This is a genomic window from Rhizobium sp. 01N447_2 (assembly GCF_056399245.1).
The window spans coordinates 1-13,014 of the sequence record NZ_JBFTQY010000117.1; the positions used below are offsets into that span (position 1 = coordinate 1).

Here is a 13,014-nt window from a genome sequence, read left to right on the forward strand (position 1 = left end):
CAGCCTTCTTCAGATCGATCAGCTGGCTGGCCCAGGTCGGCACCTGGACGCCCTTGTAACCGATGTCGGCCGCCCATTTGGTGATCGCATCCCACGAGTTGAAAGGAGCAGTATCGCCCGCGAACTGGCCAAGGAAAAGGCCGGGGCCCCTGATCGTCTTCATGTCGTTGATCCTGTTTTGGATGGTATTTGAGCCACAACCTACGCAGCGGCTTTGTAAGCTCGCTCACAGGGTCAGAACGCTATGTCTGGGAAGCGAGGGTCTTGAAACTTTGCGACCAGCGACGCAGGAAACGATCCAAATCGACGGGATTATCATGCTCAGCCACATGAGCCTTGAGGTACGGAAGTTTTTCGAACTCCTCGAAGATCGGACGCCAGTCACTCACGCCATGTCCAAGATCGGCCCAGCCGTCTTCGAGGGCAGTGGCGTGGTCGGGCTGGACGTCCTTGAGATGGACCGCGACGACGCGGTCTGCCCGAGCCCTGAGCCAATCCAACGGAGCGCCGCCCGCTCTCAAGATCCAGCCGAGGTCTGCTTCCCAATTCATCTCAGGCGCAGCGTCGAGCAGAATGTCCATTGGAATAAGTCCATTTTCGACCGGTACAAACTCAAAATCGTGATTGTGCCACGCGAAGTCGAATCCTTCGCCTCGAACTTTGTGGTCGAGTAAGTCCAGCCTTGCCGCTAATATCTTCCATCCTGCAAGGTCGGCAGGCCGGTCTTCAGGGGCAAGCCATGGCGCAATCACAGTGTCGATGCCAAGCGTGCGAGCAATCGAAATCGCCTTTTCGAAGTTGCTTTCGAGAAGGTCGAGGCCGAAGTGTCCCTGAGGCATAATGAGACCGCGCTCATCGAGCAGCCTCCGAAACGCAGCCGGGTCTTCGTAGTTAGCGAAAAAGCCTTCTACTCCGTCGTATGCGGATGACTTGACCTGATCGAGGATTCTGTCCCACGGCGTGAAGTTGCGCGCGGAATAAAGTTGAACAAGTGTCTTCATAGCTTGTCTCCTGATGAGATGCGAAGGCCGGTGGCCTTGTCAAAAAGGTAAAGTCTTTCGAGGGGAAGATGGACAGGCAAAGTGTCTCCTGCCGAGACCGCCAACCTATCGCGGAACGTCGCGAGGATTTCTTCGCCTTGAAGTCGCAAGGCTATCTGGGTCTCCGCCCCAGTCGGCTCGTCGACTATGACTGTGGCATCCATCGCGGGCTTTCCTTCACTGGCAAGTTCGATGTGCTCCGGTCTGATACCTGCAACAAGCGGCCGACCGTCGGCCGCGCTTGCCAAGCCCGGCGGCAAAGCAAACGTCAATCCACGTTCGGTGTGAAATAGGCCGCCTTCGACACGACCGTTGATAAAATTCATGGACGGCGAGCCCAGGAACCCGGCGACAAAAAGACTGTTTGGATTGTCGTAGAGGTCGAGAGGTTTCCCAACCTGCTCGATTTTTCCACCGTTCATAATTACGATCCGATCGGCCATGGTCATCGCTTCGACCTGATCGTGCGTGACGTAGATTGTCGTCGTCTTGAGGCGCTGGTGAAGCGCCTTGATTTCCGTACGCATCTGCACACGCAACTTTGCGTCGAGATTGGACAGCGGCTCGTCGAACAGAAATACTTCGGGATCGCGCACGATCGCCCGTCCCATGGCTACTCGCTGACGCTGGCCGCCGGACAGCTGCTTCGGCAGGCGTTCCAGAAGCGGGACGAGATCGAGTATCTCCGCTGCTGCCCCGACCCGGTCGTCAATCTCTTTTTGCGGCCTGCCGGCCAGCATGAGAGCAAAACCCATATTCTGGGCGACGGTTTTATGGGGATAAAGAGCGTAGGACTGGAATACCATCGCTATGTTTCGGTCTTTTGGTCGCGCGTCGTTGACGACCTTATCGCCGATCGAGACGGTGCCAGTAGTGATTTCCTCCAAGCCAGCGACCATGCGCAGCAGTGTTGACTTGCCACAGCCGGAGGGACCAACGAGAATGATGAATTCGCCATCTTCAATGTCGAGCGAGACGCCATGCATCACGTGAAGCGCGCCGTAAGATTTTGTGACGTGGTCTATTGAAACGTTTGCCATAGCGCCCTCACACCTCCTGCATCATCTGTTGAAAGATTTCGAGATCTTGCCGCGCATCGGCAATCGTCGTCTTCGCGGGAAGCCCCAGAGTGATGGCGTCGTGAAAACGTTTCCATTCCACGACAAAGGCATCGCCTCGTGTCTGGTGGCCACTGCACGATGTGACGCCGAATGCCGTGTTTGGCGTGGTGACGGTCAGACGCGCAGGCTGGTGTCGGATGTAGGGTGTGTCATAGTCGATGCGGACGATCTTATCCTGCGCGTACACTTCAAGATGCGCATTAAAACGAGCGATTGCGTCAATGCCTGTTTCGAAATGGCAGATAAAATCTCCGTAGTCGAACGCTGCGGTGATAAACATGCCTTCCCGACGGAAGCCAGCATGGAGGACGCGCTTGGGCATACCGATAAGCTCTCGCATCGCGGAAACGTCGTGTGAGGAAAGACCCAGCAGGAGATTGTAGACCAGTGCGCGTGGACGTTCGCTGGTTCCGATCGCCTCTACAAGTTTGGCGTCGGTGTCTTCACGGGTTTTGTCGAGTACCCACTGGGGAATATCATCGCCTCGCACCACGTTTGATGTCGGCTCTACGAACGATGAATTGGGTCCGATGATTGCGTGGACGCGCGCGAAGTTGATCTGGTCTCTTATACCCGCGACGATTTTGACCGCATCCTCAAAGGCGGGTGCGTGACGGCGCATGTAGCCGATCTGAACTGTCATTCCAGTTTCGGCCTCGGCGGCCGCAAGAGCATCGGCCTCTGTCAAGGTCATACACATCGGCTTTTCGATTAGGACATGCTTACCCTTCTGCATTGCTTCGATGGCCGTCGGAGCGTGGAAGGTGTTCGGGTTGGCAACAAGTACCGCGTCAACCGAAGGATCGTCGAGCAGGGACGAACCGTCATCGTAGAGAGACGCTCCCGGAACGACCGCGCCGACGCCCTTGAGAACAGTTGGGGAGGGATCGCATAGAGCGGTGATTGCAAAGCGGTCGGACAGTTCGCGCAGCGTCGGGATGTGAAGGATCTGCGAGGCCTCGCCGCACCCGATGATGCCGACGTTGATGATTTTTGACATAATGACTCCGATCAACCCTTCACGCCGCCAGCAATCGCGCCGTGGGTGATGAATTTCTGCACGAAAAGAAAGAGGATGAGGGTTGGAAGCATGGTCACGGATGCTGCGGCCGTGAGGCTTCCCCAATCGGTCGAGAATTGCTGCAGGAACATCTGTATGCCGACAGGAAGTGTCATTGCGGCCTTAGTGCGAAGGAACACGTTCGCGACAAAAAACTCATTGTACGCGAGCAGGAAAGCAAAGATCGAAACTGCAGCAAGCCCCGGCCCGGAAAGTGGCAACACGACCCGAAAAAACGCGCCGAAGTGACCACAGCCGTCGATCAGTGCTGCTTCCTCCAGTTCCCGCGGGATGGTGTCAAAGTAGCTTCGCGCCATCCACGTGACGAACGGCAGATTGATCACTCCGTATACGATGATCACAGACAGAGGGGTGTCGATAAGCCCAAGGGGACGGAAAAGCAGGAACAGTGGAATCAGAGCCAGGATGATCGGAAACATCTGAACTGCAAACAACCCGGTAGAATAGACATCCAGCAGGCGGTTTTTGAATCGGGAGAGTGCATAGCCCGCGAAGACGGCGCAAAACAGGGAAAATACCGTAGCACCAAGCGCCGTCACGACAGAGTTCCTGAGATAGCTGAGAAATGGTGTCTCCTCCATGAGGAGCAGATAGTTTTGCAGCGATGGATCGCGAGGTATGATTGTCAGTCTTGCGACAATTGCTTCGGTCGGTTGAAACGAATTGAGTGCCATAAGGATGATGGGCAGGTTGATGACCACGGCAATCAAGGTCATCGTCCCGGTCAGAGCCCAGTTTTTATGCATTCGTCTACGTGCCATCAGCGCTTCTCCCTTTGCAGACGCAGGACGACAGTGAAAATGACCATCAAAATGGCGAGGGTAACGAAAGAAACAGCCGCTCCCATGCCGACATCGTTACGGGCGAACGTAAAACGATACGCAAGGACAACCAGATTTTCGGTGGCGTTCGCAGGTCCTCCTTGAGCAAGGAGCCAAGGTGTATCGAAGTCGTTGACTGTCCAGACCGTCATGAGAAGGCAAAGGACGACAGAGATGCCGCTTATCGCCGGCATGGTCACATGCCGGAAGCTTTGCCACTTCGTTGCACCGTCAATATCTGCGGCTTCGTACAATGTGCGGTCGATTGTCTGGAGCGCTGCCAGAAGCGATAGCAGCATGAATGGAAACGAGCGCCAGATCTTGATGATAATGACCATTGCGATGGTCCAGTTGGAGCTGGACAGGAAGTACACGGGGTCTCCCCCGAAAAATACGATGATCTGGTTGAAGAGAGCCTTGTCGTCGTTGATCATCCACCGCCACGAAACGATTGCCACGAGCGACGGGACGATCCACGGCAACAGAAGCAGAACGCGAAACAGTCCGCGCCCTGGGAAATCCTTCTGCAGAAGAAGCGCCAGGCCAAGTCCCAAGCTGTAGCAACCGATGATATTGGCAATGGCGAAGTAGAGTGAAAAGCGAAGCGCATGCCAGAACGACGGGTCGGACAGAAGTTTGCCGTAGTTTCTCAGGCCGACAAACTTGCCGGCCTTGAGCAATGAGCCATTGGTAAAGCTATACCAAAATCCCTGGATCATCGGATAGCCAATAACCACGATCATCAGGATCAGGGACGGGAGAAGCAAGAGCAACGTCATCCGCAGGTCAGGGGTCAGAAACTGTCTGGCGCTGGAGCGCCAGACAGTTCGCTTCAGGAGCGAGGCCGTCATCGGTTACTGTTCCATAATTTCTTGAAGATGTTCCTGAGCAGGCGTAACGATCTCGCCCGCCGGTTGACCCTGCCAGAGCTTCTGAACAAGGCTCATCATGAAACCATCACCGTCGATCTCGTTTAGCTGCGGAAAGGTACCACCGGCGGTAGCCGACATCGGCTTGACGATCGGCAGATAGTTTTTGATCACGAAGCTGACTTGATCGTTTTCAGTGAAATACGGATCTTGCTGGAACGAGACGCGTGCCGGAATGCCTCCAGCCTTACCCTCTGTCCAAAGAACCTTCTGGTTTTCGGACCACCAACGCAGGAATTTTAAGGTTTCTTTCGGGTGCTCGGTCTGCTTGTAGACCATGATGTTGTTGATCCAGCCAATCGTACCCTTCTCTCCCGAAGTGGATGTGAGCGGCGGCACGACCCCGACCTTGTCCTTCTCTTTTCCTGCTTGGTCTGCGGTACTCGGACTCGAGAGGTAAAACGCGGCCTTTCCGCCGTTGAAACTTCCCAGCGCGTCGTCGTTCGTATAGCCGGCCGACGCCGGGTTAAGCACTTTCTCGGTCGCGAAGCTGGATAGAAAATTGAGCGCCGCAAGAGATTTTTCGCCCGTGAGGTTTGGCTTCCTGTCTGCGTCGAACAGGCCCCCGCCGTTGTTGATCATCGCCGACAATATCCAGTGCATTCCTGTCGCATCGCCTGAGGAAACGACGCCGTAGATACCGTCTTTCGTCACCGCCTTGCTGACCGCAAGAAATTCGTCCCAATTGGTTGGAACCTTCTGCCCGGCCGCTTCGAGAACGTCTTTCCGGTAGAAGAGCGCGCGAAGATCGATGGCCCACGGCAAGGCCACATAATGGCCGTCGTATTTCATTGCCTCCAGCGTACCTGGCGCAAAATCCTTTGCGCTGCCGTTCGCTTCCATTTCCTTGACGAGATCGTCAACCGGATAGATGGCGTCCATGCTGTAAAACTGGACTGCTTGAAATCCAGCGCCGGTCGAAATGTCAGGAGCGGAGCCCGACGCGATCGCTGTCACGTAAGTTTCATACCAGTTCGCCCATGGCACCGACCGGTAGGTCACGTGGATGTCATCCTGGCTTTTGTTAAAGTCGTCGACGAGCTGCTGGGCGCGCTGTGAGTAGGATCCCGGTCCCCAAACCTGGTCCCAGAAGTTTAGCTCGACTTGAGCGTGGGCGCTCGAAGCGGCTCCAGCAAGCAATGCGGCCAGCGGTAGAATGCGTAAAAAGTTTCGCACGGAATCTCCTCCCATTGATCTTCCCGCGCCGCCCTCCGAGGCGGCGAAATCGGGGTTACTCAGCCAAAAATCAATTAAAACGTCGTGTGGTGACGTCACCACATTGCATATCGATATAAGTAATGCAAGTGAGACTACAAAGATTTCGAAGGAGATGAGATGCGTTCCCAAACGGCGACAATGGCGGACGTGGCGAGAGAAGCCCAGGTTTCGCCAACAACGGCGGCCCGTGTCATCCACAACAGAGGTTATGTCTCGGACGAGAACCGTAAGCGCGTTTTAGAAGCAGTTGAGAGCACRGGGTACCGCCCTAATCTGCAGGCTCGCTCATTAAGAATGCAAAGGAGCTATTCTCTTGGGCTGGTGCTGTCTTCGGCGCGTGAAAACCCTTTCTACACGCACATTTCTCACGCTATCCGCACAGCTGCCAGCGACCGCGGCTTCTCGATGCTGACGGTCAATCACAGCTACTCCCCTGAAGCGGAGGTCAATGGGATAAAGCAGTTCCTTGAGCATGGAGTTGATGCGACGATTCTTTGCCATGCACTAGAAAACAAGAACATCCAGCCGTTGATCCAGGCGGGTATCCCGGTCATTCAGGTCGAGCGCCACGATATCGAACAGGCATATTTCGTCGCAATTGATCCAGACCCAGGGATGCGTGCAGCGGTTAAGACCCTGGCCGATGAAGGCCACAGAAGAGTTGCCTTCATCGGTGCGCGCGCGACCGGCTTAAAGGACGGCGGTCCTGGCCACGCCGAACAACGACGAGCCGAAGCGTTTCAACAAGCGGTCTCGTTGTACGGACTTGACGAACAAGACTGCCCGGTCGTGCTCGGCGAATATTTTCCCCGATCTCCGAATGATATCCTCCCGGGCCGCCGGCTCGCAACCATGTTACTGGACGATCACCGTTGCGCCGTCACCGCAATCATCGCCGGATCAGATATCCTGGCTGCTGGTATTCTTCAGGTTTTGTACGAGCGTGGCTTGAAGGTGCCGTCGGACATCTCCGTCATTGGCTACGATGACAGCATGGCCCAGTTTCTATCGCCTGCTCTGAGTTCGATCGCCCAGCCCTATCTGGCAATCGGCGATTCCGTCATGGCATTTGTTGAAGAGGCCGTGGGTCAAGATACGAGTAGTGCGAAGACTCGAGAGCGATCGGTGTCGACTTCATTGGTATTGCGGGATTCCATTGGACCTGCCCCTGGAAGCTTTTAGGTTCTTCACGCCGGCTGTAATAGCGACCGAACCCGGTCTGCAGCAGGATCACATCTTCGTTCCCAGATAGATTTTCGGCAAGTGTCTGTGCCAGAAGATGTTCAACTGCATCCAGGCGCGAGCCTGGCAGGACCCAAAGCCGGGGCAGGACGCGATGGCCGCAATCGCAGGGGGGGTCTGATGAAGGCAGACGTGGCAAATCCGCGAGGCGGCGTCACGCCGCTCGCGTCACCGCTGAACCGCGGCGCAGGTCGCTTACCTCGCCGGCCGTGCCAGTGACCGGGCGATATCGACGATGTCGTCGCGCGAGGCGGTTGGATCCTCTTTATTCCAGGCAACGCCCAGCCCGATCCTGAAGTCGATGCCCCTGACCGCCTTCAGCTCGAAGGCCCGGTTCGGCAGTCCCTCGGTCCATTCCGGCGCAAAGCCGATGCCAAGGCCGGCCGAAACCAGCGACACCAGCGAATAGGTGTCGTCGCAGCTGTAGGCGATGTTGCGGGTCAGATCGTATTCCTCGAACTTCTCGTTGAAGTACCGCTCTGTGTAGGAGAGGTTCTTGCGRTTGAAGGCGATGATCCTCTCCCCGCGCAGATCGTCGATGGCAATCTCCGCCTGCTCCGCCAGCCGGTTGCTCCTGGCGACCGCCAGCAGATATCGCTCATGAGCGATCGAAGCGAAGCGCAACGAGCCGATGTTTTCCACCGGTCTGATGAAGCCGAGATTGATCTGGCCGTTCTCCAGGCCGCGGATGATGTCGCCGGTGTTGCCGCTTGATATATGGATGCGGATATCCGGATACTTCCGGGCGATCTTTGCAAGAAAGGCCGGCAGCACGCCGGTGGTCGCCGGATAGACGGTGCCGATCCTGATCTGCCGGATCGTCTTGCCGGCCACYGCCCTGGTGATCTCGGCGGAMAGATCGACCTCGCTCAGGATCCCGACGCAGCGYTCGTRGAAGATCTCCCCTGCCCTKGTCAGTTCCACCCGCCTGGTCGAGCGGATGAACAGCGCACAACCGAGTTCGCGCTCCAGCGCCTGCACRTGATTRGAMARCGCCGGCTGGGCGATGCGSACCTTGGCKGCCGCCCGGCCGAAATGCAGTTCCTCGGCCACCGCGACGAAGTAGGAGAGCTGRCGGAGTTCCATGGGTTCCTTCGATGAAGCGGCGTGGGCACCACCGGCGTGACCACCGCTCACTTTTGTAGAGTATACTCCGTAGCGGAATACTCTACAAGTGGTTCTCTCGTCATCATGGAGATACGCGAGACCTTCGCTCGAAATTTGAGAACTCTTCGACAGGCGAGGAAATTGTCGCAGGAGGAGCTTGCTCATCGTGCCGGCATCGATCGTACCTACATCAGCTCGCTGGAACGATGCGTCTACAGCCCAAGTATCGAGGTGCTAGATCGACTGGCTGCCGTGCTAGGTGTTGAACCTGCTGACCTACTTAGAAAGTCAGGTAAGGAATAGCGAGTAACCGCGCGGCGACCTTGGTATTCTCAACGCGATCGCCGCCCTAACCTGCTGCGAAAGTTGGCTTTTCGCGGCGTAACGCCAATTTATGGAACGCCTTGCGGCACAAGGATCAGAGCAGCCTAGAACATGCCGTTCGGATTGGCTGAGTGTTCGGGAATGACCTGCAGCACGTCCCAATGCTCTACGATCTTGCCGTCATCATCGAGCCGGAAAATATCGATACCGGCATAGTCATGATCATTGGGCCAGTGCTGGAAGCAGTGCAGCACAACCCGGTCACCTTCGGCAATGGACTGTTTTACGTCAACCCGCTTGCCCGGCCATTCCCGCGCCATGCGCTCGAAATAGTCGATGAACCCGGCCTTTCCAGTTGCGACATGAGGATTGTGCTGGATGTAGTCAGCCCCGGCATAAAGCTCGATGGCCTCACGCGGCTTGCAGTCGTTGAACATCAGCTCATAGAAGGCGATCACGTTGGCTTTGTTGCGGTCTAAGTCGGTCATGCAGTCCTCCATGTAGAAAGGGACGCTTTCGCGCCCCTCTTGATATCAGAACCCAAACTTGCCGTTCTGGTTCTTCCAGTCGGCCTGTGCCGGGATGGTCTCGTCACGTCCCAATGTTCGGCGATCTTACCATTCTCAACACGGAACAGGTCATAGAAGGCGGTCGGTGCACCGCCGAAGGTGCCTTCGCTGACCGTCAGCACAAATTGCCCTCGCCCAGCATCTGATGGATGGTGTCGTATTTCATGGTCCATTAGCGGCCATGGCTTCGAGCGCAGCGCCGAGACCGGAAAGGCCGTTTGCAATCTGCGGGTTGTGCTGGACATAGTTGTCGCCGTCGAAATAGCCGGTCAGCTTTCCCATGTGGCCATTGACGAGAATGTCGTCAACGAAGCTGCGCACGAGGGTCTTGTTTTCCTCGGTCTTAGCGAGATCGGTTGGCTTGGTTGGGCCATCTAGCATGGTGTTCCCGCTCGGATTTGCATCAGCCGGAGTCTCCTGCAAATTGTCCCAATGCTCAACGATCTTGCCATCTTCAAAACGGAAGATGTCGAAGCCGATCTTTGTCCTTCCCGAAGCGATCGCGCCAGCGCTTCCCGTGGCCCGGTGAAGTCAGGCTGTGTCGAGACCGCTGTAACCAGAGATAACGGGCTGTAGATCCGCTCGTCGCTGATCGAACCCACCCAAAGCGGGGTCTGCTCTCTATCCTCGAGCTTCATGTCGGTTTCCCGGTCCTCAACCGTGCCGGCCCCCGATGTGGGATGCGCTCTCAGCCAATGGATCACCGATGAGAGAAATGACGCGAGCATTACCGGTAGTCTAAAAGATTCGAGTGATCAGGCGGTCGGCTTTGGTGCCTTCGCGATATATTGCAGGGACTATGAGTGCTGCGATGACACCCGTCAGTGCTCCGCCGAAGACGTCTCCGGCGTAGTGGGTCCCGATATAGATGCGGGAGAAGGTGACAAGGCAGGCCGCCGCAAGGAAAGCAAATCCGGCGCGTCGGGCGCCGTGAAGGAGAAAAGCGGCCGCAATCGCAAAGGTCGCCGTCGCATGATCGGAGGGAAACGAAAAGTCGGCGCTCCGTTCGATCAACAGGTCTGTTACGCCGTTGTCATAGGGACGAGCCCGGTGGATAAAGAGAAGAATGAGTTGGTTGAGACCGAGTCCCAGCAAGAACGAGAAGCCTGCCGCCACGAGGACATGCCGTATATGCGTCCTATCAGACCCGCGCCACCATTGCAGGACTACCGCCGTCACCATGACCGGGACGCCGATACCGGAGACCCAGACCATCAAGTAGTCGATCGCAGCGCTATGTCCCGCTAATCCATTGATGGCGCGTGTTACAGCTACGTCGAGTTCATACATTGTCACACTCCAGTTCAATCCTTGCAGCCCCGAAGGCTCTACATCGATTCTGGATCAGTCAACTGACGCTTAGATATTGGTTAGATCTCCACCTGCACTCGGATGAAAAACATTCCAGCAAGAGTGACAGCCGCGAAAACGGCGCAAGGAATGTCGCCCCGGGCCGGTGATGCCMGAAATGCGGAGGCGACCGCTTCAGAATTCGTCGTTGGCGGCAATCAGCTTTTTGCCTTCACCCACTGCCAGCAGCTTCCCATCTTGACCGACGACGACCAATTCGTCGCCTCCGTGCCGCCGGCTCATGAAGGCGACGATCGTGACGATCGCGGCAAGGAAGATTGCACTCGTTATGATTGTGCCGAGGCCTAGGCCGCCATATTGCGCGGGCTGAGACATCAGATCGCCGAACGAAGCTCCCAGAGGCCTGGTCAGGATGTAGACCAGCCAGAAGCCGAGTATTGGGTCGAGACCGAGGAAGAAATAGCCGATGCTGAACGACAAGATGATCATCCCGAACAGGATACCTGTCGCCAAATATCCAAGCGCGAACTTCTCGGCGACCAGATCGCCCGCCGCCGTGCCGAGCGCAAAGGTGAACAGAATGGCGAGCCAATAGAAGGCCTCGCGTCGATTGGTGAATATGGAGTGGATTGAAAGCGTACGCTCTGTCTGGAACCAGAGTAGGAAAGTCAGCGCCAAGGCGATCGAGAATGCGATGGTCGTATTCAGCAGCGGTACATTGAAGTTGTCGACCAGATTGTCGGTAATCAACGTGCCAACGATGCTGATCAGCACCACCGAAAGCCAATAGGTGGCAGGAACATACTTCTTCTGGGCAAATTGCCAGACCAGTGCGCCGGCGAGAATTGCCGACATGATCAGCGATGTCGCCGTCAGTCCCAGGCCCATTTGCATGTTGAGATAATCGGCCGCCGTTTCGCCCATGGTGACGGCCATCAGTTTGATGAGCCAGAAGTCGGCCGTGACACGAGGAACGCGATTGCAGACAACAGCTTTGGCGGTTTCTGTCTTAGCGGGCATTGCGAGTATCCTTGAATGGGCGATGAAACGTCTCGCGGTTAAGCGGCGCGGGCGGTGCGAAGGGCGCGGATCAACGGTTTGCCGTCGGCTGGGATGGCTGGGCCGGACGATTGAGAACCGCCATAAGGGTGGCTAGCGTCATGTTGACGATGTCGGCCGACGGGGCCGATTGGCGTAGCGCCTTGAGCGCAGCATCGGAGGCAGCGTCGATGTTGTGCCAGTCGTTCGGATTCAGCGGACGGATTGCGCTTTCGGCCTGATCCCATGCCGTCTCGTAGTCCGTAATCCGCTTTGCGGCCGCCGTCAGATCACCCTTGGAAGCGAGGGCCTGAACGTCGGCAACGATGGTCTTGAACGATGCGAGATCACCTAGGTCCTTCGTTTTGGCGGGCGCATTGTTGGCATAGAGTTCAAAACCCGTGAAAGCCGTCACCGGAGCAATAATGAGCGCAATGGCGAGAAAAATCTGTCTCATTCGAAAATCCCTCAACTTCTGGAAACGCGTCACGCCTGCATCGTCCTTCGGCGGTGATCGACTGCGCCTCGCGGACGCCCCCGGCACGCTCGCCGCCTTCCCATTGGCGCTTGCTTTGACCGACATAACTACGCAGAGACTATTAGCGGAGAATTAGCGCAGATGCCGGTGTGGGCCCGACACGTTATCAATCGGTCGCAATCGCGCGCGAAAGCGGCGGCCAGGTTGTCGCCGGCCGCCGCAAGCCTCACTTCTCCGGGGTCAGGTGAGAGACGACCGCCTTGCCGTCCTTGATCGCGAAGGTTAGCTGAACCTTCTCACCGACGCGAAGGTTGGTATCTTCGATCCCTTCGGGCAGGGTATAGTTCTTGCCGTCCGACAACGTGATCGTATCGGCCTTCTTGCTGATCGCGGTGATCGTGCCGGACGTCTGGGCAGCGAATGCCGTGCCCATCAGTGCCAGCGCCAGTATTGCGGCCATAAGCATTTGTGGTTTCACTACTTTCTCCTTCCTGGTTTCAGCCCCAATCTGTAGAATTTTTCGCAAGGCAGCGCCGGCGCGGCCGATGCTTATTCGCCTCTCAACTTCTCGGTGACGTGTACCCGGCTGCGCATCGCTTCGCTCGTCGCGGCGAGGAGGGCAGCGCTGGTTGCGGTGATGACGAGGGCAGCGAGATAACCCCAAGGCAACGAAAGCGCCTCGGGTGGCGGGTCGAATACCCCGGTCAGCAGCTTGACGAGCACATAGGCTATGAG

General features: G+C 56.7%; 16 protein-coding genes and 1 pseudogene. 2 read left to right on the plus strand and 15 right to left on the minus strand.

The features are described from left to right. The 7 genes and pseudogenes from AC1ECN_RS36790 to AC1ECN_RS36820 all read right to left on the minus strand — a co-directional run. A pseudogene (locus AC1ECN_RS36790) lies at positions 1-163 on the minus strand (sugar phosphate isomerase/epimerase); the annotation flags it as partial. 79 nt (positions 164-242) lie between these two features. Then, entirely contained in the window at positions 243-1,001 is a 759-nt protein-coding gene (locus AC1ECN_RS36795) for a sugar phosphate isomerase/epimerase family protein (RefSeq protein ID WP_130726406.1), read from the minus strand. Next, positions 998-2,080 carry an ABC transporter ATP-binding protein gene (locus AC1ECN_RS36800; protein WP_130726407.1) on the minus strand — a complete coding sequence of 361 codons (1,083 nt, stop codon included), beginning with the start codon at positions 2,078-2,080 and terminating at the stop codon, positions 998-1,000. The genes AC1ECN_RS36795 and AC1ECN_RS36800 overlap by 4 nt, the downstream gene beginning before the upstream one ends. 7 nt (positions 2,081-2,087) lie before the next feature. Further along, on the minus strand, positions 2,088-3,161 hold the full coding sequence (locus AC1ECN_RS36805) for a Gfo/Idh/MocA family protein (protein WP_130658076.1): 1,074 nt from the start codon (positions 3,159-3,161) through the stop codon (positions 2,088-2,090). An 11-nt stretch (positions 3,162-3,172) separates the two neighbouring features. After that, positions 3,173-4,003, minus strand: a complete 831-nt coding sequence (locus AC1ECN_RS36810) for a carbohydrate ABC transporter permease (RefSeq protein ID WP_130726408.1) — start codon at positions 4,001-4,003, stop codon at positions 3,173-3,175. Next, entirely contained in the window at positions 4,003-4,914 is a 912-nt protein-coding gene (locus AC1ECN_RS36815; protein WP_245484800.1) for a carbohydrate ABC transporter permease, read from the minus strand. The genes AC1ECN_RS36810 and AC1ECN_RS36815 overlap by 1 nt, the downstream gene beginning before the upstream one ends. Positions 4,915-4,917: 3 nt before the next feature. Continuing rightward, positions 4,918-6,270 carry an ABC transporter substrate-binding protein gene (locus tag AC1ECN_RS36820; protein WP_197726628.1) on the minus strand — a complete coding sequence of 451 codons (1,353 nt, stop codon included), beginning with the start codon at positions 6,268-6,270 and terminating at the stop codon, positions 4,918-4,920. Positions 6,271-6,327: 57 nt separating this feature from the next. Here AC1ECN_RS36820 and AC1ECN_RS36825 point away from each other — a divergent pair, with 57 nt between their 5' ends. After that, positions 6,328-7,392, plus strand: coding sequence for a LacI family DNA-binding transcriptional regulator (locus AC1ECN_RS36825; RefSeq protein ID WP_130658078.1), 1,065 nt, complete (start codon positions 6,328-6,330; stop codon positions 7,390-7,392). A 255-nt stretch (positions 7,393-7,647) separates the two neighbouring features. On the opposite strand, the gene AC1ECN_RS36830 is transcribed toward AC1ECN_RS36825, so the two are convergent. Continuing rightward, positions 7,648-8,538, minus strand: a complete 891-nt coding sequence (locus AC1ECN_RS36830) for a LysR family transcriptional regulator (protein WP_477955823.1) — start codon at positions 8,536-8,538, stop codon at positions 7,648-7,650. Between the two features lie 105 nt (positions 8,539-8,643). Between AC1ECN_RS36830 and AC1ECN_RS36835 the strand changes: the two genes are divergently transcribed. Next, positions 8,644-8,862 (plus strand): helix-turn-helix domain-containing protein, encoded by a 219-nt coding sequence (locus AC1ECN_RS36835; RefSeq protein WP_024323264.1) that lies wholly within the window; start codon positions 8,644-8,646, stop codon positions 8,860-8,862. A 125-nt stretch (positions 8,863-8,987) separates the two neighbouring features. Here AC1ECN_RS36835 and AC1ECN_RS36840 read toward each other — a convergent pair whose 3' ends face one another. The 7 genes from AC1ECN_RS36840 to AC1ECN_RS36870 all read right to left on the minus strand — a co-directional run. After that, a complete protein-coding gene (locus AC1ECN_RS36840; protein WP_130713737.1) occupies positions 8,988-9,371 on the minus strand; it encodes a nuclear transport factor 2 family protein in 384 nt (127 codons plus the stop codon). 243 nt (positions 9,372-9,614) lie between these two features. Continuing rightward, the gene (locus tag AC1ECN_RS36845; RefSeq protein WP_130726393.1) at positions 9,615-9,833 is read right to left on the minus strand and encodes a nuclear transport factor 2 family protein; all 219 of its coding nucleotides are present in this window, start codon (positions 9,831-9,833) and stop codon (positions 9,615-9,617) included. A 357-nt stretch (positions 9,834-10,190) separates the two neighbouring features. Beyond that, positions 10,191-10,742, minus strand: coding sequence for a phosphatase PAP2 family protein (locus AC1ECN_RS36850; protein WP_130726394.1), 552 nt, complete (start codon positions 10,740-10,742; stop codon positions 10,191-10,193). 195 nt (positions 10,743-10,937) lie between these two features. Next, on the minus strand, positions 10,938-11,783 hold the full coding sequence (locus AC1ECN_RS36855) for a COG4705 family protein (protein ID WP_130726395.1): 846 nt from the start codon (positions 11,781-11,783) through the stop codon (positions 10,938-10,940). Positions 11,784-11,853: 70 nt separating this feature from the next. After that, positions 11,854-12,258, minus strand: a complete 405-nt coding sequence (locus tag AC1ECN_RS36860) for a hypothetical protein (RefSeq protein ID WP_130726396.1) — start codon at positions 12,256-12,258, stop codon at positions 11,854-11,856. 247 nt (positions 12,259-12,505) lie between these two features. Further along, entirely contained in the window at positions 12,506-12,757 is a 252-nt protein-coding gene (locus AC1ECN_RS36865; RefSeq protein WP_130726397.1) for a DUF1344 domain-containing protein, read from the minus strand. Between the two features lie 71 nt (positions 12,758-12,828). Next, a partial coding sequence (locus AC1ECN_RS36870; RefSeq protein ID WP_477955826.1) for a hypothetical protein occupies positions 12,829-13,014 on the minus strand: 186 nt, incomplete at its 5' end.